Below are 24,331 nucleotides of genomic sequence, written 5' to 3'. Positions count from 1 at the left end.
CACACAATAATATCGCGATGCGATAGTACCCACAATGGGTACTATCGCGAGGTGATGCGGCGGGCTGCCCGGTCACTCCCCCGCGAGGAAACCGTCGAGCACGAGCGCCCGGATGCGCGGCTCGAGGTCGGCCCAGAGGTCTGCCAGCGGAACGTCGAAGAGGTCGGCGAGGGCCGCGACGATCTGCGCGACGGTCAGTTCTCCGTCGCAGGCGCCGACGAATCCGGCCAGGGCCGAGTCGACCGAGACGGTGCGTCCGAAGGCGCCGCCCTGGCGGAGTTCGATCACGCTCGGGTCGTCATCGCCGGGCATGTAATGGCGGGCTTCGGTGACATCGGATGCTGTGACCAGCGTCTGCGGGAGGCCCGCCATGAGCACATCGTGCGCGACGAGGCCGTCGCGCAGCGCGCGTCCGGGCGATGACAGCGGCTGCGAGAGCCTCTCGAAGCGGCGCAATGGCGCAGCCGCGGCATCCGCCGGGCGCCGTACGAGCACGTACCCGAAGCCGACGGCGGTGACGCCGCGGTCGGCGAAGTCGTCGAGCCAGGCTTCGAGCATGCGCCCGAACTCGGCCTCACGGGGTGTGGTGCCGCCGTCACGGATCCACAGTTCGGCATAGGAGAGGGGCGTGAGCTCCTCGCGCTCGACGATCCAGGCATCCAGCGCCGGGTCGATCCAGCCTTCGAGGCGGCTCAGACCCGCGGCATCCTCGCCCGTTCCCCGAGACTCCCAGTTGCCCAGCATCTGGGCGACCCCGCCGGGGGCGAGGTGCGCGGGCACAGTGCGCAGGAACTGCTCGACGAGCGCATCGCCGATCAGCCCGCCATCGCGGTACTCGTACTCGGTGACGCCCTCGACGCGGGGCGTGATGACGAACGGAGGGTTCGAGACGATCAGATCGAACGTCTCCCCGGCGACGGGTTCGAACATGCTCCCGAGACGGAACGAGACGTTCTGCACCCCGTTGAGCAGGGCATTGAGCCGCCCGAATGCGAGAGCGCGCTCGGAGATGTCGGTCGCGATGACTTCGTCCGCATGACGGGCGACGAGAAGAGCCTGGATGCCGCATCCGGTGCCCAGGTCCAGAGCACGGCCGACCTTCTGCGGGATGATCAGCTCCGCGAGCGTGCGGGAGGCGCCCCCGACTCCGAGCACGTGATCGGAGGGAAGCGCTGTGCCGAGCGCAAGCTCGTCCAGGTCGCTCGCGAACCACCACTCGCCGATCCCGTCCGCGTCGACGAAGGACTGGGGGCGGATCAGGACCGCGGGAACAGCATCCGCATCATCGATCCGCGCGAATCCCATCGTGACGAGACCATCGACGCCGAGACGCGGCAACGCTTCGGCAACCAGTGCGGCGGGCTGCGGCATCCCGAGAACGAAGAAGCGTCCGAGCGTGGCCAGAGCACCGACATCGCGCGCGATAGCGCGCAGCAACGGTTCGCGCACACCGCGACCGAGGGCATCGTCGGCTTCCTCGCCCCAGAGCCGGCGCAACGGTTCGGAACGGAAATCGGCGTCATCGAGATCGGCTGCGAGGGCCGTGACGAGAGCGGGATCGGGCGAGGTCGGAAGAGCATCGGACACGGCGTCACTCTACGCGCCTTCAGACTTCCCCGATGGCGTCGCTCTAGAATTGCCAGGTCACAACTCACGGGCCGACTCCGCCGTGCCCGAGGAAGACCAGAGACGTTGATCAGCCCCCGAACCGGCCGTCCTCAGCGCGCGCATCGCTGTGCGCGCGGTTCCGTCGTCTTCGCGCTCGCTTCCGGGCTGGTCCTCGGTCCGGTTCTGACGCCCTTCTCCCCCGCCGCGGCAGACACCGTCGACGACGAGGAGACGGGCCTCATCTCGCTCGCCCTCACCGCCGGATTGCACGGCGTCGTGAAGCCCGATGCGACGCTGAGCTCCTCGGTCACAATCGCGAACGACTCCGATGCCGATCTCGCGGCCGGTCAGGTCACCGTCGAGATCAACCGCACGCCGTTGACGAATGCGGCGGCGTTGAGCGCCTGGCTCGACGGCGCCGAGGTCGCGGGAACCTTCAGCGCACTCGGCTCAGAAGACGTTGACGCGGTCGCCGCGGACGACACCGCGATCGTGTCCGTCCTCACACCCCCGACGGTCCTGGGCACGATCTCCGAGGGTGTCTACCCTCTTCGGGCGACGCTGACCCCCGAGGCGCTCACCGATACCGATGCCTCTCCCGATGGCGAGGCCGACGACGAGGCGGATGCCGAGACCCTCGACCTCGGCGCGAACAGCGTTCTCATCGTCACCGGCGATTCCGCCCGCCAGGTGAGCGTGATGGTCCCCATCACCGCGACCCCCGCGAACGGCACGCTTCTCACGAACGATGAGCTCACCGTCCTCACCGCCCCGGATGGAGCCCTCACCGCGCAGCTAGATGGTGTCGCCGGCACCTCGGCGATCATCGCCGTCGATCCCCTCATCCCCGCTGCGATCCGGGCCCTCGGCACCTCGGCGCCCGCCACGGCCCTCACCTGGCTCGATCGGCTCGAACTGCTGCCGAACGAACGCTTCGCCCTCCAGCCCGGCGATGCCGATGCCACCGTCCAGGTCCGGGCCGGCCTGACCGAGCCGCTCGAGCCGCTGGCCTTCACCACCTACCTCGATCCCGCGGACTTCGCCGTGCCGGATGCCGCAACGCCATCCCCCTCACCGGCGGCCACGGCATCCGAACCAGCGCTCCCCTCGGCCGAAGAACTGCTCTCCGTCCGCTCGGCCGAGCCCGGCATCCTCTGGCCCGTCGCCGATCTCCAGACCGCCGATCTCGCCGTCTTCGATGCTTTCCTCGGCACCGACGCGACGACGATCCTGCCCTCGAGCGCCATCTCGGGATCGCGCAACGCCCTCGCCGAAGTCGACGGTCACGACCTGCTGGTGCTGGATTCCGCTGCATCCGCCGCTGTCTCCGCCGCCACGGTCGAAGACGACGACGCGATGCGCGACCAGAGCATCGCGGCCGGGATCGCCCAGGTCGTCCTCTCCGGCTCCGATTCCGTCCTCATCGGGCTCGACCGGGCCGAGACACGATCGGCAGCTGCACTGCGCGAGGCGATCCTGTCGCTGTCAGCGGTCGCCGACACGGTCTCCCTCAACACGCTGCGCACGACGGAGACCGGTTCCGTCACCCTGACCGCCGAGACATCCGGCGAACGCGCCGAAGCCCTCACCGCGCTGCTGTCCGAAGAAGCCGACCTGACGGCGTTCGCGTCGATCCTCGACGAACCGTTGAATCTGCGCGCCCCCGAACGCCTGCGCCTGCTGCGCCTCATCGGCGTCGGCCGGACCGCCGACTTCACCGAGGCCGTCGCCGCGCACCAGTCCACGACCGACACAACCCTCAATGCGGTCGGTGTGCAGCAACCGAGCCCGATCCAGCTGTTCACCTCCGCGGCACCCCTGCCCGTCTGGGTGCGCAACGACCTGCCCTGGCCGGTCAATCTGACCCTCACGGCAAAGCCCTCGGACGCCCGACTCGACGTGCAGCCCCGCCGCGATGTCGTGGCGCAGGCCGGCAGCAACGAGCGCGTGAAGGTGCCCGTCGAAGCCCGCGTCGGCAGCGGTGTGCTCACGGTCGATTTCAGCCTCACCTCGCCGACCGGCGTCGCGATCGGTGCCGACCAGACCGCGACCGTCACGGTGCGCGCAGAATGGGAGGGCATCGGCCTCGGAATCCTCGGCAGCCTGATCGGTCTCCTCCTCGTCTTCGGCGTCGTGCGCACAGTGCGCCGTCGACGCAAGGACGCCGGCTCCGTCGAGCAGTCGGATGCCCCGGCAGAACAGGACACGAATGAGTAGCCTCGGGCGCGCCAGCGCGATCATCGCCGCCGGCACCATGGTCTCGCGCGTCACCGGGCTGCTGCGCAGCATCGTCCTCGTCGCGGTCGTCGGGTCCGTCGGCTCCGGCGCCGCCGACGCCTTCGCCTACGCGAACAAGCTCCCCAACAGCGTCTTCCAGATCATCTCCGTCGGTGTTCTCACCGCGGTGATCGTCCCGCAGATCGTCAAGGCCACCGCGGATCGTGACGGCGGGAACGCCTTCATCTCGAAACTGTTCACCCTCGGCACGGTCGTGCTCGTCGGCACGACGCTGCTGGCGATGCTCATCGCCCCCTGGCTCGTGCATCTCGCCGCCGGGAACGCCCCCGACGCGGTCATCGCCCTCGCCGTCGCGCTCGCGTACTGGTGCCTTCCGCAGATCCTCTTCTACGGCCTGTACGCGCTCCTCGGCGAAGCCCTCAACGCCCGCCGCATCTTCGGCCCCTTCACCTGGTCGCCGGTCGTCAACAACATCATCTCGATCATCGGCTTCCTCATCCTCGGCGCCGTCTTCGCACCGGTGTCGACGGATGCCACGCAGTGGACCCCCGAGATGATCGCCGTCCTCGGCGCCACCGCGACAGGCGGCATCGTGCTGCAGGCCGTCGTGCTGCTGCTCTTCTGGCGGCGCACCGGCCTCTCCCTGCGCCCCGACTTCCGCTGGCGCGGCGTCGGCCTCGGCAACGTCGGCCGCCTCGCCGGATGGACGCTCCTCATGGCCTTCGCCGGCCTCGCCGCGGGCTTCCTCCAGACGAACATCGTCAGCGCCGCATCCGACCTCGGCGCCGCCGCCATGGTCACCGACAACGCCTGGCTGATCTTCATGCTCCCCTACTCGGTGATCGTGCTCTCGATCGGCACTCCCTACTTCACCCAGATCTCCGAGCATGCCGCCGCCGGCCGCCACGATGAGGTCCGCGCAGACATCAGCCGCAGCATCCGCACCCTCGGCTTCTTCATGGCCGCGGCCATCGCCGCCGTCGCCGCGGCCGCGATTCCGGCATCCCGCATCTTCACCCAGACCGCCGAGGATGCCCCGGCCGCAGCCCTCGTGCTGATCGCCTATCTGATCGGCCTGCTGCCCCTCACGATCCTCTTCATCGTGCAGCGCACCTTCTACGCCTACGACGACACGCGCACGCCCTTCTGGTTCACGATCTTCCAGTGCGCGCTCATCGTCATCACCGCGCTGACAGCCGCGGCACTGCTCGCCGCCGACATCCTCCCCGTAACGATGCTCGCCGCCGCCGTCGCGCTCGGCCAGTCGATCGCCAGCACCCTCCAGCTGCTCCTCGCCACCTGGTTGCTTCACCGCAAGATCGGCAGCCTGGATGCTCGCACCTGGCTTCTCGCGATCGTGCGCTTCACGATCGCGGCCGTCCCCGCCGGCCTCGCGGGTTGGGGAACGTTCCTCCTCCTCGGCGGAGTCCCCGGGTGGGCAGCATCCTCGATCCTCGCCGCCGTCGTCAGCACGTGCCTCATCGGCGCCGCGGTCGTCATCGTCTACATCCTGCTGCTCGCGCTCATGCGCGCGCCCGAGCTGAAGACGGCCACCGCGCTGGTCAAGCGATTCCTGCCCGGCCGCTGAGCGCCCTGGACCCCATCGACTCACGCCCGAACGCGGGAATGCGACGCGGTTACGATGGGTTTGAACCATTGAGTCCCGTCCGACACCACCCGTCAGGCAAGAAGAGAGTGCACATGCGCAAGGTCATCATCATCGGCTCCGGTCCCGCCGGTTTCACCGCGGCCATCTACGCGGCGCGTGCCAGCCTCGAGCCGCTGCTCATCGCCAGCTCCGTCGAGGTCGGCGGAGAACTCATGAACACCACCGATGTCGAGAACTTCCCCGGTTTCCCCGACGGCATCCAGGGCCCCGAGCTCATGGCGAAGCTGCAGGCGCAGGCCGAGAAGTTCGGCACCGAGATCGTCTACGACGACGTCACCGAACTCAACGTCGACGGCCCCGTCAAGAAGGTCGTCCTCGGCAGCGGCGACACCCACGAAGCACAGTCGATCATCTACGCCACCGGCTCCGCATACCGCAAGCTCGGCGTCGAGGGCGAAGAGCGTCTCTCCGGCTTCGGCGTCTCCTGGTGCGCCACCTGCGACGGCTTCTTCTTCCGCCAGAAGACCATCGCGGTCGTCGGCGGCGGCGACTCCGCCATGGAAGAGGCCACGTTCCTCACCCGCTTCGCCGACAAGGTCTACGTCATCCACCGCAAGGACACCCTCCGCGCCTCCAAGATCATGCAGGAGCGCGCCTTCGCCAACGAGAAGATCGAGTTCCTCTGGAACAGCGAAGTCGCCGAGATCACCGGCGGCGACAGCGTCTCCGGTGTGACCCTGCGCAGCACGGTCGACGGCACCACCAGCGAACTGGCCCTCGACGGCCTTTTCGTCGCGATCGGCAACGACCCGCGCACCCACCTCGTGCACGACAAGCTCACGCTCACCGACGAGGGCACCATCTGGGTCGATGGACGCTCCTCGCGCACCTCCGTCCCGGGCGTCTTCGCCGCCGGCGACGTCATCGACCCCACCTACCGCCAGGCGATCACCGCTGCCGGCTCCGGAACGGTCGCCGCCCTCGACGCCGAGCACTTCCTCGCCGACCTCGAGGACGCCTCCGTCGAGAAGCCCGCGGCCGAGGCCACCGAGATCATCGCCTGACCGGAACATATTCGACGCATCCGCTGTTTCAGCGAGTGTCTCAACCAAAAGGAGCAACTATGACTGCCAAGGCAACCAGCCAGGCGACCTGGGAGCAGGACGTCATCCAGGCCGAAGGCCCCGTCCTCGTCGACTTCTGGGCCGAATGGTGCGGCCCCTGCCGCATGGTCGCACCGGTCCTCGACCAGATCCAGGCCGAGAACGAAGACAAGATCACCATCGTCAAGCTCAACGTCGATGAGAACCCCGAGCTCGCCATGAAGTACCAGATCACGTCGATCCCGGCGATGAAGGTCTTCCAGGGCGGCGAGGTCAAGGAGACCATCATCGGCGCCAAGGCGAAGCCGGCCCTCGAGAAGGAGCTCGCGGCCTACCTCGCGTGAGCCGCCACCCTCTCTGAACGAAGAAGCGCCGGTCGACATCGTGATGATGTCGACCGGCGCTTCTTCGTTCGGTCTTTGCTCGGTCTTCGCGAGCCGTCATGCCTCAAGCCACGGTCGTGTCCCAGCGGCGATGCCGCGAACCCTCCCCCAGAAGCCCCCAGACGGCCTCTGTGAGCTCCGGATACTCCAGGGCGATCTGACGCATCACGCGATAGTTGCGTTCGGCATTCGGGCGCACACCGCCGTTAGCGGTGATGTTCTCGGCGCGCAGCAGGTATACGACCAGTTCATCGATGCTCGGGAGCTCCTCCATGAACTCCCACGGGTCCTCACCGCTGAGCAGACGCTCCTGGATCAGAACAGCCAGTTCATCGGATGCTTCGGCGCGAAGAACTTCGAGACTCGCGCGACGCGGGACACCATCAGACATCCCTTCAGCCTACGCGGACTCCTTGCGCCGCCGGCGCGGCAGATCCACAGCATCCGTCATGCTCTCCAACTCCCGGCCCTTCGTCTCCGGCACCTGGAAATACACGAAGAAGAACGACACGATCGCGAAGAACGCGTAGAAGCCATAGGCGAAGGTGAGTCCGATCTCGGCGAAGACCGGGAACGTCGTCGAGATGAAGAAGTTCGCGATCCACTGGGCAGCCGCCGCAACGGCCAACGCCCCGGCACGGATGCTGTTCGGGAACATCTCGCCCAACAGCACCCACACCAGCGGACCCCACGTGGCACCGAAGAACACGACGAAACCGTTGGCGCACACCAACGCGATCATCGACCACGGATCGGGCAGAGTCACCGCCCCGTCCTGCAAAGTACCGAACGAGAATGCGACGGCCATCATGCCGAGCGTGATCGCCATGCCGACCGACCCGATCAACAGCATCGGACGGCGACCGACCTTATCCACGAGGAGGATCGCGATGATCGTCACCACGATGTTCGTGATCGACGTGATCACCGATGTCTGCAGCGCCTGCGATTCATCGAAGCCCACCGACAACCACAGGGTCGTCGAATAGTAAAAGATCACGTTGATGCCGACGAACTGCTGGAAGACGCTCAGCAGGATGCCGACCCACACGATCGGCTTCAACCCGAACTTGTCGCCGCGCAGATCCTTGAGCGACTCGCCCTGCTCCGCATTGAGCGTCTTGCGGATCTCCTCGATCTTGAGATTCACATCGGGTTCACCGCTGAAGTCGTAGAGCACCTGAGAGGCCTTATCGATCTTGCCTCGCGCCACGAGGAAGCGGGGCGACTCCGGCAGACGCAGCGCCATGAGTCCGTAGATGAGAGCGGGAATCGCCTCCACCATGAACATCCAACGCCATGCGTCGATACCCAGCCACAGAACGTTGGCGGCGGAGCCGGCGATGTTCGCGAGCAGGGCGTTCGATAGCAGCGCCGTGAAGATACCCAGAACGATCGCCAGCTGCTGCAGAGAACCGAGACGGCCACGGATCTTCGCCGGCGAAACCTCGGCGATGTACGCCGGCGCAATCACCGACGCCGCGCCGACGCCGAGCCCGCCGACCACTCGCCAGATGATCAGATCGATCACGCCGAACGCGAGACCAGACCCGATCGCCGAGACGAAGAACAGCACCGCAGCGATCAGCATGACCGGGATGCGGCCGAGCTTGTTCGCGAGACTCCCGGCGAACCAGGCGCCGACCGCGCATCCGATGAGCGCCGAGGAGACGGCGAAGCCCTGCAGTCCCGCCCCCAACGAGAACGCCCCCGCGAGAGCGGCGACAGCGCCGTTGATCACGGAGGTATCGAACCCGAAGAGGAATCCTCCGAGCGCCGCAGCGATAGTGATCCCGATGACCCGAGCGTTGAATCGCTCCGCCGTCGTCTTCTGAGCCATGCGTCCTTCTCCCCCGTGAGCCTTCACTCTAGAGCGCGGCCCCGCTCAAAGGCGAGACCTCGCCATGACCGTTAAGCGCCGAACTTCTCTTCGCCGAGCTCCGCAAGAATGCGGTTCAAGTCCTGAATCGAGGCGAACTCGATCGACAGCTGCCCCTTGCGCGCCCCGAGAGTCACCTTCACTCGCGTGTTCAGGCGGTCGCCGAGCTTGTCGGAGACCTCGTCGAGGTATGCCCGACGCGCCCCCGCCTGCGGCTTGACCTTCTTCGGCCCCGAAGCCGGAAGCGCCTTCGCCGCCTCCTCCGTCGCACGCACCGAGAGCTGCTCGTTGATGACCTTGTCGGCGAGCTTCTGGATCTGCGCCGGGTCGTCGAGTGCGAGCAGCGCACGTGCATGCCCGGCCGAGAGAACACCGGCCGCGACGCGCTGCTGCACCGGCACGGGCAGCTTCAGCAGACGGATCGTGTTGCTGATCTGCGGACGCGAGCGCCCGATCCGGGTCGCGAGCTCCTCCTGCGTGATGCCGAAGTCGTCGAGCAGCTGCTGGTAGGCGGATGCCTCTTCCAGCGGATTGAGCTCGGAGCGGTGCAGGTTCTCGAGAAGCGCATCGCGCAGCAGGTCTTCGTCTGCAGTCTCGCGGACGATCGCCGGAATCGCCGTGAGGCCGGCCTCGCGCGATGCCCGGGTTCGGCGCTCGCCCATGATCAGCTCATAGTCGCCGTCGCCGTTCTTGCGCACGACGACGGGCTGGAGCACCCCGAACTCACGGACGCTGTGGACCAGCTCTGCAAGGTCTTCCGGGTCGAAGTGCGTGCGCGGCTGACGCGGGTTCGGAACGATATCGTTCGGGTCGATCTGAATGAGGTGAATGCCGGGAACGACCGTCAGTGCGGATTCCTCAACCGTCGGCTCTTCGCTCTTCTTCTCGGAAGCTGCAGGGGCGGTCTCGGTCTTCGCGCCGGGGAAGAAAACATCGACGGGGCGTTCTGTCTGATCCGCGGTGGGGATGAGTGCGCCGATTCCTCGACCCAGTCCAGTGCGCTTAGCCATCAGTTCTCCTTGCTCTGCGTCTTCGAGGACGCGATTTCGACAGCGGCCTCACGGTAGGCGATCGCGCCGGCGGATGTCCCGTCGTACGCGACGACCGTCTGGCCGAAACTGGGTGCCTCCGAGACGCGGACGGAACGCGGAATGACCGTGTTCAGCACCTGCTCGGGGAAGTGTCCGCGGACCTCATCGGCGACCTGCTGCGCGAGGCGCGTGCGCCCGTCGTACATCGTGAGCAGGATGGTCGACAGGTGCAATGACGGGTTGAGGTGCTTCTGGATCATCTGGATGCTGCCGAGCAGCTGGCTGAGTCCCTCGAGCGCGTAGTACTCGCACTGGATCGGAATGAAGACCTCGGTCGCCGCGGTGAAGGCGTTGATGGTCAGCAGGCCGAGCGACGGCGGGCAGTCGATGATGACGAAGTCGAGGTCGTGCTCTGCGAGGTAGTCCTGCAGCGCGGTGCGCAGACGGTGCTCACGAGCGACCTGGGAGACGAGTTCGATCTCGGCACCGGCAAGGTGGATCGTGCTGGGGGCGCAGAACAGGTTCTCGGATTCGGGACTCGGCTGAACGACATCCGCGAGCGGGATGCTATCGATCAGCACCTCATAAATGCTCGGAAGATCAGCGCTGTGCGGGACACCCAGTGCCGTCGACGCATTGCCCTGCGGGTCGAGGTCGATGACGAGCACTCGGGCACCCATCCCCGCCAGTGCGGAGGCGATGTTCACCGTTGAGGTGGTCTTGCCCACGCCGCCCTTCTGGTTTGAAACCGTGAGGATACGGGTCTTACCCGTGAACTCGACGGAGGTGCTTTCGAGCTTCTGGCGGCGCGCACTCAGGTCGGCGATCTCGCGCGCAAGCGGCGTATCGACCCCGAAATCTTCGTTCGGCGTTGCCTTCTCGGACTGTTTCACGTGAAACATCCACTCCTTCCGGGGACGCAATCCACTCTAATCGTTGGCACGGACGTTTCAGAATGCCGTGCCCGGAAGCGCGATCTTTCTGCCGAAACCGGGTACATCTCCTGTGTCCGCTCCCCTCCCCCGGCTCTCGTCCGTCGGTTCTCGTTCTCCCGTAGGCCCCGTTGACCGTCGTTCCGCTACGCTGCGTCTCAGCTGCGAGTCACCGCGTCGCGGAAGATCACTCCTCGAGGTGCACCGTCGCGGCTCTGCGGTGGCGACGTGGTCGAGATGTTTCACGTGAAACGTCGCGCATTGTCGGTGCTTGGAGTGGGATTCGGTGCTTCGTGGGGCGCCCAGGGTTCAGCATCCGTTCGTCGTGCACTACCGTCCCGCTCATCGCGGTCGCTCGTCGAGGTGCATTGTTTCACGTGAAACAGGAGCGCCGCTCGTCTGATGTCTCGTCCATTCCTCCAGCTGTCTTCGGCCTCGGCTCTCTCACGTCGCAATCAAGCTTGGAGTGTTCCACGTGAAACGTCATGGTTGATGCCCCATGCCCAGACCAGCTGGAGGACATCCTCGGTATCGAGACCGCCGCACGTGGGTCGGTCTGAATTGTTTCACGTGAAACGGGAGGATGCTGACTGTGGATGCATATGCCTCACCTTTCGCTCGCTTTCGCGAACCCGGGTGGCCGGCGCGGCCAGATGCTCGCGACGCAGAGTCGATCCGCGCACAGAACACCCTGATATTAGACGCGCTGTCGGCGAGCACCTCCGAACAGGTGCGACGAAAAGATACATCTGGATAGCACCGAGCAACAGCTCCGACGGTTTCATGTGAGGCGTCGTTCTTGTGCACGAACACACCGGGCCGGTTCTTGCGGACGCCCGGCACACCCACGCGTTAGATCTCAGAGTGCGTGCAATCCTGATCTCCGGCGATCGGCAGCAAAGGAGGAGTCGAATTGGGGATCACGCGCGAGGTGTTCCCCAGGGGTGTTTCACATGAAACATCACACTGACAACTGACGATTGCGGGATTCCCCGGGCTTCATCTGGCATAGCGTCGCTGAACTTCACGATGCAGCGGACTGGGCTCCGTACGTTCCGTGCGGAGCCGCGCATCGGCCTTTATCGGTTGCATCGCGCTGGTACGAAGCCGACATGTGCGAGGCGCCACCGCGCATGCCGGCCACCGCACCGCGGGCCACGGCCACAGCCATTCCCGCAAATACCGCACAACCCGTCGAACGAGATTCGGCCACCACCTCGTCAAAGACGGCGCCTCCTCCGCGGCCGCATCAATCCTCGCCGTCGGCCCAACAGTTTCACGTGAAACACTCCGACCCGGGGCGTCATCATCTCGCGTCCGATCCCGCACCGTCTCATCGATCCCGACGACAAGAACGACAAGGGCCGCAATGTCTTCGGGCGCGACTTCATCAATGGCGTCCGCGGATCAGGTCACGTCACCGGACACGAAGCGTTCCTACTGATCCACCGTGTCAGAGCAATCTTCGGGGTTGTCACGCTCTTACGCGACCCATTGGGACGGGTGCTACTCCAGTTCGGTGACGGCAAAAGGTTCATGGTTGAAGAAGCCATTTCTCGCTTCGAGTGAGACCTGCCGTCCTTCAGCTACTTCTATTCGCGAATCCACGATGCCCAGGACACTTCTCGTGCCGCGATAACGCGCACCGATCCCAACCCCGTGTGGGCCAGCCGCGACGGGGATCTGAAGTGGATGTCCCCAGGTCGCTGCGTGTTCGATCCCGTCGATGCGAACACCCGGGCGAGCCAGTAATCGCAAGAACCAACCATTGAACCAGTGGACACAAGGGGTGACCACCACCGACGAACTCATGACCTCATGAGCGCACCAATCGCTCACCTGTGAGACCTTCATTTTAGGAGGCCAAGCCCCATAGGATCCACTCCCCCGACGCACGGGTCTGGATCTCACTTGACTGACTATGTTCGATCGCGAAGCGCGTTAGTTCTCCCTGCCGCTGCGACACGAGATCATCACCCTTTCGCCCCACATGGCTTTTGGTCGAAGAAGATCGCTATGTTTCACGTGAAACATTCCCGAGGTCAGTACGATCTTCTTCGAGCTGGACTTTGTCGCTTCGTGGCCACTCAGAAGAAACCCCTCGCGGGAGTGCCCGGATAATGCTTTGGCGCCTGCGGTTCCCTCATCGAACGGGAGCTTCGAGTCGGCACGTACGTGCGCCAGCATCCCGCCCATCCACGTCGCCACTTACCCGGTCTTCCGTACTGGAACGCACACGTTGAACCAGCGCATGAACCAGCCCGAACGCAACTATGTCGCGGCGTCACAGGAGAACAGAAACCTACAGGCCTCACGCAGTGACCCACTTTCTGAGGACTCCACACCCTATGAGGTCGGCATCCATCCACTCCCAACCGCCTGGCTTCCTGACCCATACGCAATGCAGCGACAGGCGCGGCGATTGGATGCGCGAGCCCATGTGACGCAGGGAGGCCACCAGCGCAGCCGGAACAGGAACCGCCCGCTGCCGGCTTTCCAGGATCCCTGGTGAGATTTCCCGCGTTTCACGTGAAACAACCCTCAGCCGAAAGCGCAGAAATACAGTAACGCCTCGTATCCCCAACCAACCTGTCCTCCCCCTCTTCCGTGGCGGCGGCGTTCCCGAGTCCCCAATCAATCGGCACGAACCCGTGATTGCAGTAGACAAAACTCGAGCACGAGCGCTTCAAGGCTCGGCATTCCCCGGCACCTGCGCCAGATCGGCGACTGGTATTCGGATTCATGACGCCAGCACAACTCAGCGTTTCACGTGAAACTACCTGCTCCGAGAATTGAGAGACCTATCCATCCGGACGCGATCAATGAACGGAAGGCTCTCGTTGACGACCGCGCATCACCAGCCCCAAGACCCAAAACCTCATACGAACAGCACCGCTGCTCCGACCATGATCATCAGTCGCGCGATGAGACCTCCAGCCTCAGGACTGGCTACTCTCCATGCGCCCTGCTGAGTCATCGATTTGCTTCACGTGAGATGCCAAGCCAAGGCCGCTCTCAGTGAGATCTTGCCGCGAAACTGGAGCTGACTCAGCACGGCAAAAAGACGAGATCGCACAGGAAAACCGTGCTTCATCCCCCGCTGCAGAGAAGCGAATGCTCAGCGCCGTTGCATCAGCCGCAGTCGTGGACGAATAATCGCCGCTGAAAAAGGGAGGACGAACACAGATCAACACGAGACGCACTCATGGCGCTCCGGATATCGGTGCTGATCAGCCGCGGACCGTGGCGCGAACCACGCGCGTCGTCTCGTCGATAATGCCTTCACCGAGGACCTCGACGCGCACATCGCTGAGCTTGAATTTCTTGATCTGCTTCGCAGCGGCCTCGATCTCTGCCTCCGCGTTCTTCCCCTTGAGTAGCGCGAGCTCACCGCCGTCTTTCAGGAGAGGAGCGGTGAACGGAAGAAGGGTGCGCAGAGCACTCACTGCACGAGCCGTGACCATGTCGAAGCCGTCACCGATCGTAGCTTCTTCCGCCCGAGCTCGCAGCACGGTGACGTTCTCGAGGCCAAGCGCTTCGACCTGCTCGTTCAACCAGGTGACTCGTCGTTCCATCGGTTCGATGAGTGTCCATGACACATCAGGTCGGGCGATCGCGAGAACGAGACCCGGGAGACCAGCTCCTGATCCGATGTCAGCAACGCTGCCCGAGAACAATGGAGCGGCAATCACACTGTTGAGGATGTGTCGCGTCCACAAACGGGGCAGTTCGAGCGGGCCGATCAGCCCGCGCTCCTCCCCCTGATCGGCGAGGTGCGCTGTGAATGCACGTGCAACGTCAATGCGATCTCCGAAAAGCGTCGCCGCAACAGCAGGTTCGTTCTCAACCTCAGTCATGCCATCCTCCCGTGATGTTTCACGTGAAACATCAGCGACGACGGATCACGGTGTGGCGCTCAGCGCCTTCGCCGTAGGACTCCGAGACCAAATCGCGATCAGCCACGATGTCGTGGACGAGCTTGCGCTCATAGCTCGACATCGACGGAAGCGACGCCTGCGACGCGCCTTCGTCGAGCTTGGAGACCGCGGCATCCACGAGCTTCTCGAGCTGCCGGCGCCGTGCATCGCGCGAACCCCCGACGTCGAGGATCAGGCGCGAGAATGATCCGGTCTTGCTCTGAACAGCGAGACGAGTGATCTCCTGCAGTGCCTGCACCGTATTCGGATCTGAAAGAACGGCGATGCTCTCATCCTCGGACTCGACCGAGACATAGGCACGTCCCTGACGAACGTCGAGATTCAAATCTCCGTCGATGTCCGCGATATCGAGAAGCTCCTCGAGGAAGTCAGCCGCGACGTCGCCCTCGTGCTCGAGCTCGTCGATCGTCGGCTCAGCGCGCTCGATGGTGTTCTCCGTGGTCATCAGTTCGAGCCCTTCTTCTTCGCGCGCTTCTTACCGACCGGCTGCTGACGCTTCGGCGCCTCGGCCTTGGCCTTTTCAGCCTCTTCGAGCATCCGCTGCTGCTCTGCTTCATAGGCGGCCATGGGCACGACCTTGCCGGAGGAATCGATCGCCTTGCCCTTCCGAGCGAGACGCTCTTCGCGAGCCTTCGCGGCTTCCGAGCCGGGGGTCGGCATCTCACGGATGACGAGGAACTGCTGAGCCATCGTCCACAGGTTCGAGACGAACCAGTAGATGACCACGCCGAGCGGGAAGAAGACACCCGAGAAGATGAAGCCCAAGGGCAGAACGTAGAGCATGATCTTCTGCATCTGGTACGCCTGGCCGGTCTTGGCCTCGGGCGACAGGTTCTTCGAGATGATCTGCAGCTGCGTGATGAACTGCGAGGCGATCATCAGCACGACGAGGATCACCAGAAGGATGATCGCCGTCGTGTTCTTGTTGTTGACCGCATCGCCGAGCGTCTCGTGCAGCGAGACGACGCCGAACAGCTTCGCGTCGTAGAACTCCTGCGTGAGCTCGGCGTTGAGCAGACCGACACCACCGGTCTTCGCCAGCGCGTGCGCCGAGACATCCCGCAGCACGCTGAACAGCGAGAAGAAGATCGGCATCTGCACGATGAGCGGCAGACAGCTCGACATCGGCGAGGTGCCGTGCTTCTTGTACAGCGCCATGGTCTCGCGGCTCATGGCTTCGCGAGAGAGCTGGTCCTTCTTGCCCTTGTACTTCTCCTGGATCTTCTTCATCTCAGGAGCGACTTCCATCATCTTCCGCTGGCTCTTGATCTGCCGGACGAAGAGCGGGAAGACGGCGGCGCGGACCACGATCACGAGTCCGACGATCGAGAGGACCCAGGTCAGACCCGAGGCCGCATCCATACCGAAAGCGGTGAAAAGCCAGTGCCATGCCACGAGAATGAGCTCGACGGCCCACTTCAACGGCCACAGGATGGTGCCCAACAGGTCGAAGCCGGCGCCCTCATCAGAGGAAGACGCGGTCGCTGCGGAGGCGAGCAGAAGGTCAAGACCCACTGTTCAGTCCTTTCGAGAGGGTACGACGAAACCTCGGGCGGTCAGGTCGTGTCGGAAATGGTCGTGAGGCCGAACGTCATCGACGCCGCCGGAAGTCCAGGGATTGCATCTCAGCACTCGCCACGCCGAGAGCGCTGCTCCCTTGACCGCACCGTGCTGCTGCACCGCTCCTACAGCGTAAGCAGAGCACGAGGGGTAGTAGGCGCAGACGTCTCCATAGATGGGGGAGATGACCGTGCGGTATACGGCGAGCAACCCGAGAACCAGGTTGCGGGGAAGCAAAGGGATGCTTCGCAGAAAATCCTGGTTCTGGAGACGGGCTGTTCCCATCGCATAGGACGGCAGAGCGCTCATACCGACGCCCTTGTCCGGTTGAGACGCGCCAAACAACGGGTCACGTCGGCGAGGAGCTCGCCGTATGTCGCTGTGGCGGATGCAGGAAGGGCACGGATGACGACATCCGTGCCCTCGGGCACGCTCAAGAGCGCTTCCGCGCAGACGGCTTTAAGCCGTCGACGCACGGTGTTGCGCACAACAGCGTTGCCCACCTGTTTGCTGATGATGAACCCGAATCGGGGTTCACGTGTCTCACCGGTCGTCAACATCGAGGTGACGACACGGGCGCCCCCGCACCGGATGCCGCGACGAACGACCGACCGGTAGTCGGTGCCTCGCGTCAATCGGAGCGGGCGGGCGAGCACGAGGCTTACGCCGAGAGCTCGGTGCGGCCCTTCGCGCGGCGTGCGGCCAGGATGCCGCGGCCGGCACGGGTGCGCATGCGGGCGCGGAAGCCGTGCTTCTTGGCGCGACGACGGTTGTTGGGCTGGAAAGTACGCTTGCTCATGGGGATCACTCCGGGAACGCTGTCACCGGATGAATACGACCGGAGACATAGGGAACTGCCCTGGACCGGGCATAAGTCAACCGATTAAGGGTACGTCCTGGCGGCGCAGAGAGCAAATCTCAACGCGGGGAGAGGTGTGTGACTCATCGGTCGTTACGACAATTATCCACAACCTCAACACTCGCGGATGCTTCGACACACGCTTGATATTCCGTGGGCAGGTTGCCGTTCACAGGTTGGGTGGCTACCGTTGCATCCGAAGTTATCCACAGGGGGGAACAGCGGCAGAACAGCCGCGCCCTCCGCTACCCCCGCCGGAGCACCATGTCCTCTTCCGCCCAGCCCGATGTCCCGATCTGGGCGCAGGTCATGGAGCTTCTCGACCGGGACGAGCGCGTGACGCCGCAGCTGCGCGGCTTCCTCAACCTGGCTGTACCCGCCGGCGTCATGGGCGGTTCGCTCTATCTCGATGTGCCCAACGATCTCACCTCTGCGCAGATCAACAAGCGGTTGCGGGTTCCCCTCGTCGAGGCGCTCGCGCAGATCGGCGGAGATGTCACCTCTTTCCGAGTCGTGGTGAATCACGATCTCGCTGATCAGCCGACGGCTCCGATCGCGGTCGCGGATTTCGGCCGGCCCGAAGCTCCGCGCACAGATCTGCCGACGGAGCTTCCGACGCCGGCCCGGCATGACTCGCGTCTGAACCCGAAGTACACGTTCGACAACTTCGTCATCGGCCAGTCCAACCGTTTCAGCCATGCGGCGGCCGTCGCGGTCGCCGAGGCGCCGGCGAAGGCGTACAACCCGCTCTTCATCTACGGCGATTCGGGTCTGGGCAAGACTCACCTCCTGCATGCGATCGGCGACTATGCGCAGTCCCTCTATACAGGCGTGAAGGTCCGGTACGTCTCGAGCGAGGAGTTCACGAACGACTTCATCAACTCGATCGCCAACAACCGCGGTTCCGCCTTCCAAGCGCGCTACCGCGATGTCGACATCCTGCTCATCGACGACATTCAGTTCTTGCAGGGTCGTGCGGAGACGCAGGAGAGCTTCTTCCACACCTTCAACACGCTGCACGATCACAACAAGCAGATCGTGATCACCAGTGACGTCGCGCCCAAGCACCTGACTGGCTTCGAGGACCGCATGCGCAGTCGCTTCGAGTGGGGCCTGATCACGGATGTGCAGGCACCCGACCTCGAGACCCGCATCGCGATCCTCCGGAAGAAGGCGCAGAGCGAGGCACTGCACGTTCCCGATGAGGTGCTCGAGTACATCGCCACAGTTGTTTCATCGAACATCCGGGAGCTGGAGGGCGCACTGATCCGCGTCTCAGCGTTCGCGAGCTTGAACCGCTCGGCGCTCGACATCTCCCTGGCGCAGACAGTGCTGCGCGACATCGTCGATACGGCTGAGGACAACATCATCTCGCCGACGGACATCATCACGGCGACGGCGCAGTATTTCAAGCTCACGGTCGACGATCTCTACGGTTCCAGCCGCTCTCAGCAGATCGCCACGTCGCGTCAGATCGCCATGTATCTGTGCCGCGAGCGCACGAATCTGTCTCTTCCGAAGATCGGACAGCTCTTCGGCAACCGCGATCACACCACAGTCATGTACGCCTACAAGAAGATCAGCGACCTCATGAAGGAGCGTCGTTCGATCTACAACCAGGTGACGGAGATCACGACGCAGCTCGGTCGTCGCTGACTGGCGCTCGCAACGCCCTCGGACCCTTCTGAAGAAGGTCCGAGGGCGTTTTGTCGTTCTCCGAGGCGCACGACGCGCCGTGGGAGCGAGAAAAATGCGTCTTTGCACATGTGGATAACCTGTGGATGAATGGGTCTTAACATCGGGACGGATGTGTGGGAATCCCCCCAACCTGTGGATAACCCCGGGGGAAGCCGGTCGACCGCGATCCCACTGTTCACGCGGTTTCCTCACTGATTCCACAAGTAACAAGCGTGTAGTTCCCTACTCGCGACTGCTATCCACCGAGTTATCCACAGTTTCCACAGCTGTTAACACCGTTAAGAAGTTAATCCTTGAAAGGGCGATTCGATCACCTCCCGAGTGTGAAGAACCCGGCGTAGGGACGACGACAGGTCTGGGGATACGATGGGATCCCCTGACGCGGAAACACGCACGTCAGGTTTTCTGCCATTCACGACGAGGGAGCGCCAGTGAAGTTCCAGGTCAACCGCGATGTGTTCAGCGAAGCTGTGTCCTTCGTCGTCAAACTGCTTCCGCAGCGCAATCCTCAGCCGATCCTTGCCGGTGTGCTCATCGAAGCCGGCCCAGAAGGACTGACCCTCTCCGCCTTCGACTACGAGGCATCCGCTCGTACGACCATTGAGGCGACTGTCGATGTTCCCGGCACGATCCTCGTGCACGGTCGGCTCCTCTCCGACATCGCGAGCCGGCTGCCGAACGCTCCGATCCAGATCGCCGTGGAAGAAGACGGCGGCATCGCGGTCACCTGCGGTTCAGCACGATTCACCCTTGCAGCCATGCCGGTCGAGGAATATCCCTCGATCCCTGAGGTGTCCGGCTCTTCCGGCGTCGTTCCCGCAGACGATTTCGGAACCGCGATCGCCCAGGTCGGATTCGCCGCTTCGCGCGATGACGTCACCCCCGTGCTCACGGGCGTTCAGCTCGAAGTCTCGGGCCACAACCTCAGTCTCGTCGCGACGGACCGTTATCGCGTCTCGCTGCGCGATGTCCCGTGGGACGGTGAGGCGTCAGAGCAGACGGCACTCGTCCCGGCCCGCACACTCACCGAGGTCGGTAAGACCTTCGGCCACGCGGGAACCATTCAGATCTCGTTCTCCGGTGAGGGCGATCGCGAGATCATCGCGTTCACCGCGGGCAACAAGACCGTGACCTCTCTGCTGATCAAGGGCAATTTCCCGCCGGTCCGCCGTCTGTTCCCGGAGCAGACCGAGCACTACGCCGTCGTGAACACGGCCGACCTCATCGAAGCGGTACGCCGTGTTGCGCTGGTCCTGGACCGTGCCGCTCCGCTGCGTTTCACCTTCACCTCGGACAGCGTCACGATGGATGCTTCGGGCAGTGAGCAGGCCCGAGCATCCGAATCCGTCGACGCTCACCTCTCGGGTGGGTCCGATGTCACTCTCGGTCTGAACCCGCAGTACCTGACCGAAGCGCTCAGCGCGGTCAAGAGCGAATTCGTCCGCGTGACGTTCACCTCGAGCGACAACGCCAACAAGCTCAGCCCGGTGCTGATCACGAGCCAGACCTCTGTCGACCAGGCGGGGAACGACTCGTACAAGTACCTGCTGCAGCCGAATCTCCTGCTGCGCTGATCGCCAACCGCCTCGGAGACAGGTCTCCGAGGCGGTGTCAGACCTCGAAGGTAGGCTGATTCCGTGATTGTGGAGCACCTGAGTCTGGGCGATTTCCGCAATTACGCGACCGCCGAACTCCGTCTGCACCCCGGGCCGAACGTTCTCGTGGGCCGCAACGGTCAGGGCAAGACGAACCTTGCCGAGGCGATCGTCTTCCTGGCGACGCTCGGCTCGCACCGGGTCTCCTCGGATGCGCCGATGGTGAAGGACGGTCGGGAATTCGCCGTGATCCGCGCTCGTCTCGCTGTCGGAGAGCGCCAGGTCCTCACCGAGGTGCAGATCAATCGACAGGGATCCAATAAGGCCCGCATCAACGGTGCACCGTCGAAGACCAGTGAGCTCCCCCGGTACGCCCACGTCGTCCTCTTCGCACCGGAAGACCTGCAGATCGTACGGGGCGATCCCTCATCGAGAAGAAGATTCGCCGATCAGATGCTGATTCAGCGCACTCCTCGCCTGGCCGGTGTGCTCGCCGATTACGACCGCGTTCTCAAGCAGCGCAGCGCTCTTCTGAAGTCTGCTCGGGCTCGTGGCATCCGCGGTGAGGGGCTGAACACCCTCGATGTCTGGGATGACAAGCTCATCGCTCTCGGCTCCGAGATCATCGATGCGCGCATTCGGCTGGCATCCGATCTCACCCAGCCGCTGATCGACGCATACAGTGCGATCGCCGGCGCCGATCACAATCCGGAGATCGACTGGGCCCTGTCCATCGGCGGTCGCGATCCCGAAGACGGCGATCCCGAAGACGGCACGACGCTGCGCGAAGCGCAGGGATCTCGGGCGAAGATCGCCGAGATGTTCCGCAGCGCGCTGCATGAGAAGCGCTCCGCCGAGCTGGATCGCGGGCTCACCCTCGTGGGGCCGCACCGCGACGACCTGATTCTTCGGGTACGCGACCTTCCCGTGAAGGGTTACGCCTCGCACGGAGAGTCCTGGTCGGTCGCCCTTGCGCTGCGGCTGGCCTCGGCCGAGCTGTTGCGCGCAGAATCCCCCGCCGGCGACCCGGTGCTGATCCTCGATGACGTATTCGCCGAGCTCGATGCAGATCGTCGTCGGCGACTGGCGTCCTTGACCGCCGGATATGAGCAGGTTCTCGTGACGGCGGCCGTCGAGGAGGACATTCCGGACGTGCTGCACCGGCATGTGGTGAGGGTGAATGCGGGAAAGATCACGGATGCTCGGGCTCACCAGTCCGATGGAGACGCCGAGGAGAAGGAGGAAGGGGCATGAGTGACGCCGGAACTCCGGAAACCGTCGCGACCTACCTGCGTCTGCGCGGTCTGAAGCCGAGTTCGTCATCCTGGAAGCGGAAGAAGCGCATCGTCGATGATGACAATGCTCCTTTCACCCCGGGGCGCGACCCGGGAACCCTCGGTGCGGTGCTCGACAAGCTCAGCCGGGATTCCGGGTGGGAGATCACGCTCGCCCGCGAAGACCTCGTGCGTCAGTGGGGCGAGCTCGCCGGAGCCGATACCGCGAAGCACTCCGAGCCGGTTTCGCTCGAGAACGGCATGCTGACAGTGAAGTGCGATTCGACGGCCTGGGCGAAGAACCTGCAGTTCATGCGTGCGACGATCATGACGGAGATCACTCTGAGGTATCCGCAGGCCGGTGTGAAGAACCTGCGTTTCATCGGACCGGACGTCCCCTCCTGGAAATGGGGGCCGAGAGCCGTCCCAGGGCGGGGTCCGCGCGATACCTACGGGTAGGGCATCGACGGAGCCCTCTCGATCGATTTCAGGGCCACACGCGGCCGTTCAGCCGCGTGTTACCCCATTTGTGAGGGTAGACTGGGCAATCGAGATATCGATGTGGAGATTGCTTTCAGATGACGACTGAATCCCCTGCTGACGAGCCTGAATCGACAACCGGGGGCTCCCCCGCGGAGAACGTGCCCGTTGATTACGGCGCCGACGCCATTCAGATCCTTGAGGGTCTGGAAGCGGTTCGCAAGCGCCCGGGCATGTACATCGGTTCCACCGGACCGCGCGGTCTGCACCACCTGGTGTACGAGATCGTCGACAACTCCGTCGATGAGGCCCTCGCCGGATACTGCGATGCGATCGTCGTCACGATCCTCCCGGACGGCGGCGTCCGCGTCGTCGATAACGGTCGAGGCATCCCCGTCGATCCGCACTCCTCCGATCCGTCGAAGTCGACCGTCGAGGTCGTCCTGACGATCCTGCACGCCGGTGGCAAGTTCGGCGGCGGCGGGTATGCGGTCTCCGGTGGTCTGCACGGCGTCGGATCCTCGGTCGTCAACGCTCTCTCCACGCGCTTCGACGTCGAGATCAAGCGTCAGGGATACATCTGGAACCACCGCTTCGCCAACGGCGGGCACCCCCAGCAGGCTCTCGTCCAGGGCCCGGCCACGGATGAGACCGGAACGACGATCACGTTCTGGCCCGACCCCGAGATCTTCACCGAGTCGGTTGATTTCGAGTACGACGTGCTGCGCACCCGTTTCCAGCAGATGGCGTTCCTGAACAAGGGATTGCGCATCGAGCTGCATGACGAGCGAGATGGCGCCACGATCGAGATCGAGGAGGACGGCACGACGATCACGAAGCAGCGATCGGATGTCTTCCTCTACGAGCGCGGTCTCGTCGACTACGTCGAATACCTCAACAGGGTGCGTCACGCCGAGGTCGTCACCGAGGAGATCATCGACTTCGACGCCGAGGACGTCGAACGCAAGATCTCTCTGGAGATCGCGATGCAGTGGACGACCGGGTACACCGAGAACGTCTTCACCTACGCGAACACGATCAACACGCATGAGGGCGGAACCCACGAAGAGGGCTTCCGAGCAGCGCTGACCACCCTCGTGAACAAATACGCCCGTGCGAACAACCTCCTCAAGGAGAAGGACGACAACCTCTCCGGCGACGATGTCCGCGAAGGTTTGACGGCCGTCATCTCGATCAAGCTCGGCGAACCCCAGTTCGAGGGTCAGACCAAGACCAAGCTCGGAAACACCGAGGCGAAGGCGTTCGTGCAGAAGGTCGTCGGCGATCAGCTCGGCGACTGGTTCGACCGCAACCCGGCTCTGGCGAAGAACATCATCCGCAAGGCCATCGATGCCGCGACCGCGCGCATGGCTGCTCGCAAGGCCCGGGAGACCGCGCGTCGTAAGAGCGTTTTCGAGTCGGCCGCGATGCCCGACAAGCTCAAGGACTGCACGAGCAAGGACCCGTCGATCAGCGAGATCTTCCTCGTCGAGGGTGACTCGGCCGGTGGTTCCGCCGTTCAGGGGCGCGACCCGCACACGCAGGCGATCCTCGCGTTGCGCGGAAAGATCCTCAACGTCGAGCGCGCGCGTCTCGACAAGGCTCTGGGCAACAAGGAAGTCCAGGCGATGATCCAGGCCTTCGGCACGGGCATCGGCGAGGACTTCGACATCGAGAAGGCGCGCTATCACAAGATCGTGCTGATGGCGGACGCCGACGTCGACGGCCAGCACATCACGACCCTGCTGCTGACGCTGCTGTTCCGTTACATGCGCGGGCTCATCGAGGCTGGCTTCGTGTATCTCGCGATGCCGCCGCTGTATCGCTTGAAGTGGTCGAATCAGCCGCATGAGTACGTGTACTCCGATGCCGAGCGCGATGCTCTCATGGAGCACGGTCTCGCCAACGGCAAGCGTCTTCCCAAGGATTCTGGCGTTCAGCGCTACAAGGGTCTCGGCGAGATGAACGCCAAGGAGCTGTGGGAGACCACGATGGACCACACGACGCGCACTCTGCGTCAGGTCACGATCGAGGATGCCGCGAGTGCGGATGAGATCTTCAGCGTGCTGATGGGCGAGGACGTGGAGTCCCGCCGTACGTTCATCCAGCGCAACGCCAAGGACGTCCGTTTCCTGGACATCTGA

20 protein-coding genes are annotated in these 24,331 nt (G+C 64.0%); 9 read left to right on the top strand and 11 right to left on the bottom strand.

Going from position 1 to position 24,331, the window contains the following annotated elements; translation table 11 throughout:
• Nucleotides 1-72: 72 nt before the first annotated feature.
• Nucleotides 73-1,587, bottom strand: a complete 1,515-nt coding sequence (locus ACWAUG_RS06520; RefSeq protein ID WP_298041028.1) for a DUF7059 domain-containing protein — start codon at nt 1,585-1,587, stop codon at nt 73-75.
• 105 nt (nt 1,588-1,692) lie between these two features.
• Here ACWAUG_RS06520 and ACWAUG_RS06515 point away from each other — a divergent pair, with 105 nt between their 5' ends.
• The 4 genes from ACWAUG_RS06515 (at nt 1,693) to trxA (ending at nt 6,902) form a co-directional block, all read left to right on the top strand.
• A complete protein-coding gene (locus ACWAUG_RS06515; protein ID WP_298041026.1) occupies nt 1,693-3,825 on the top strand; it encodes a DUF6049 family protein in 2,133 nt (710 codons plus the stop codon).
• Nucleotides 3,818-5,434: a murein biosynthesis integral membrane protein MurJ gene (gene murJ, locus ACWAUG_RS06510; protein ID WP_460801888.1), complete on the top strand. Its 1,617-nt coding sequence runs from the start codon at nt 3,818-3,820 to the stop codon at nt 5,432-5,434. The genes ACWAUG_RS06515 and murJ overlap by 8 nt, the downstream gene beginning before the upstream one ends.
• 113 nt (nt 5,435-5,547) lie before the next feature.
• A complete protein-coding gene (gene trxB / locus ACWAUG_RS06505) occupies nt 5,548-6,519 on the top strand; it encodes a thioredoxin-disulfide reductase (protein ID WP_460801887.1) in 972 nt (323 codons plus the stop codon).
• 59 nt (nt 6,520-6,578) lie between these two features.
• Nucleotides 6,579-6,902 carry a thioredoxin gene (trxA, locus tag ACWAUG_RS06500; protein WP_460801886.1) on the top strand — a complete coding sequence of 108 codons (324 nt, stop codon included), beginning with the start codon at nt 6,579-6,581 and terminating at the stop codon, nt 6,900-6,902.
• 103 nt (nt 6,903-7,005) lie between these two features.
• Here the strand turns inward: trxA and ACWAUG_RS06495 are convergent, their stop codons facing one another.
• The 10 genes from ACWAUG_RS06495 to rpmH form a co-directional block, all read right to left on the bottom strand.
• Nucleotides 7,006-7,332 carry a tryptophan synthase subunit alpha gene (locus ACWAUG_RS06495; protein ID WP_298041016.1) on the bottom strand — a complete coding sequence of 109 codons (327 nt, stop codon included), beginning with the start codon at nt 7,330-7,332 and terminating at the stop codon, nt 7,006-7,008.
• Between the two features lie 9 nt (nt 7,333-7,341).
• Nucleotides 7,342-8,781, bottom strand: a complete 1,440-nt coding sequence (locus ACWAUG_RS06490; RefSeq protein WP_460801885.1) for a sugar porter family MFS transporter — start codon at nt 8,779-8,781, stop codon at nt 7,342-7,344.
• Nucleotides 8,782-8,852: 71 nt separating this feature from the next.
• Nucleotides 8,853-9,830 carry a ParB/RepB/Spo0J family partition protein gene (locus ACWAUG_RS06485; RefSeq protein WP_460801884.1) on the bottom strand — a complete coding sequence of 326 codons (978 nt, stop codon included), beginning with the start codon at nt 9,828-9,830 and terminating at the stop codon, nt 8,853-8,855.
• On the bottom strand, nt 9,830-10,753 hold the full coding sequence (locus tag ACWAUG_RS06480) for a ParA family protein (protein WP_460801883.1): 924 nt from the start codon (nt 10,751-10,753) through the stop codon (nt 9,830-9,832). The genes ACWAUG_RS06485 and ACWAUG_RS06480 overlap by 1 nt, the downstream gene beginning before the upstream one ends.
• A 3,260-nt stretch (nt 10,754-14,013) precedes the next feature.
• Nucleotides 14,014-14,640 carry a 16S rRNA (guanine(527)-N(7))-methyltransferase RsmG gene (gene rsmG / locus ACWAUG_RS06475; protein ID WP_460801882.1) on the bottom strand — a complete coding sequence of 209 codons (627 nt, stop codon included), beginning with the start codon at nt 14,638-14,640 and terminating at the stop codon, nt 14,014-14,016.
• A gap of 31 nt (nt 14,641-14,671) precedes the next feature.
• Nucleotides 14,672-15,166, bottom strand: a complete 495-nt coding sequence (locus ACWAUG_RS06470; RefSeq protein WP_460801881.1) for a Jag family protein — start codon at nt 15,164-15,166, stop codon at nt 14,672-14,674.
• On the bottom strand, nt 15,166-16,236 hold the full coding sequence (yidC, locus tag ACWAUG_RS06465) for a membrane protein insertase YidC (protein WP_460801880.1): 1,071 nt from the start codon (nt 16,234-16,236) through the stop codon (nt 15,166-15,168). Before yidC ends, ACWAUG_RS06470 begins: the two co-directional genes overlap by 1 nt.
• A 3-nt stretch (nt 16,237-16,239) precedes the next feature.
• On the bottom strand, nt 16,240-16,590 hold the full coding sequence (yidD, locus tag ACWAUG_RS06460; RefSeq protein ID WP_460801879.1) for a membrane protein insertion efficiency factor YidD: 351 nt from the start codon (nt 16,588-16,590) through the stop codon (nt 16,240-16,242).
• Nucleotides 16,587-16,937, bottom strand: a complete 351-nt coding sequence (rnpA, locus tag ACWAUG_RS06455; protein WP_460801878.1) for a ribonuclease P protein component — start codon at nt 16,935-16,937, stop codon at nt 16,587-16,589. Before rnpA ends, yidD begins: the two co-directional genes overlap by 4 nt.
• A gap of 5 nt (nt 16,938-16,942) precedes the next feature.
• The gene (gene rpmH / locus ACWAUG_RS06450) at nt 16,943-17,080 is read right to left on the bottom strand and encodes a 50S ribosomal protein L34 (protein WP_013584598.1); all 138 of its coding nucleotides are present in this window, start codon (nt 17,078-17,080) and stop codon (nt 16,943-16,945) included.
• Between the two features lie 324 nt (nt 17,081-17,404).
• Here rpmH and dnaA point away from each other — a divergent pair, with 324 nt between their 5' ends.
• The 5 genes from dnaA to gyrB all read left to right on the top strand — a co-directional run bounded on the left by dnaA (nt 17,405) and on the right by gyrB (nt 24,331).
• Nucleotides 17,405-18,796 (top strand): chromosomal replication initiator protein DnaA, encoded by a 1,392-nt coding sequence (gene dnaA / locus ACWAUG_RS06445; protein WP_460801877.1) that lies wholly within the window; start codon nt 17,405-17,407, stop codon nt 18,794-18,796.
• A gap of 473 nt (nt 18,797-19,269) precedes the next feature.
• Nucleotides 19,270-20,412 (top strand): DNA polymerase III subunit beta, encoded by a 1,143-nt coding sequence (gene dnaN, locus ACWAUG_RS06440; RefSeq protein WP_460801876.1) that lies wholly within the window; start codon nt 19,270-19,272, stop codon nt 20,410-20,412.
• A gap of 63 nt (nt 20,413-20,475) precedes the next feature.
• Nucleotides 20,476-21,687 (top strand): DNA replication/repair protein RecF, encoded by a 1,212-nt coding sequence (gene recF, locus ACWAUG_RS06435; RefSeq protein WP_460801875.1) that lies wholly within the window; start codon nt 20,476-20,478, stop codon nt 21,685-21,687.
• Complete coding sequence (locus tag ACWAUG_RS06430) at nt 21,684-22,166, top strand: DciA family protein (protein WP_460801874.1); 483 nt, start codon at nt 21,684-21,686, stop codon at nt 22,164-22,166. The genes recF and ACWAUG_RS06430 overlap by 4 nt, the downstream gene beginning before the upstream one ends.
• A 119-nt stretch (nt 22,167-22,285) precedes the next feature.
• Complete coding sequence (gene gyrB / locus ACWAUG_RS06425) at nt 22,286-24,331, top strand: DNA topoisomerase (ATP-hydrolyzing) subunit B (RefSeq protein ID WP_460801873.1); 2,046 nt, start codon at nt 22,286-22,288, stop codon at nt 24,329-24,331.

The organism is Microbacterium sp. GXF6406 (assembly GCF_054798215.1).
This window is presented reverse-complemented; position numbering and strand designations above follow the sequence as displayed.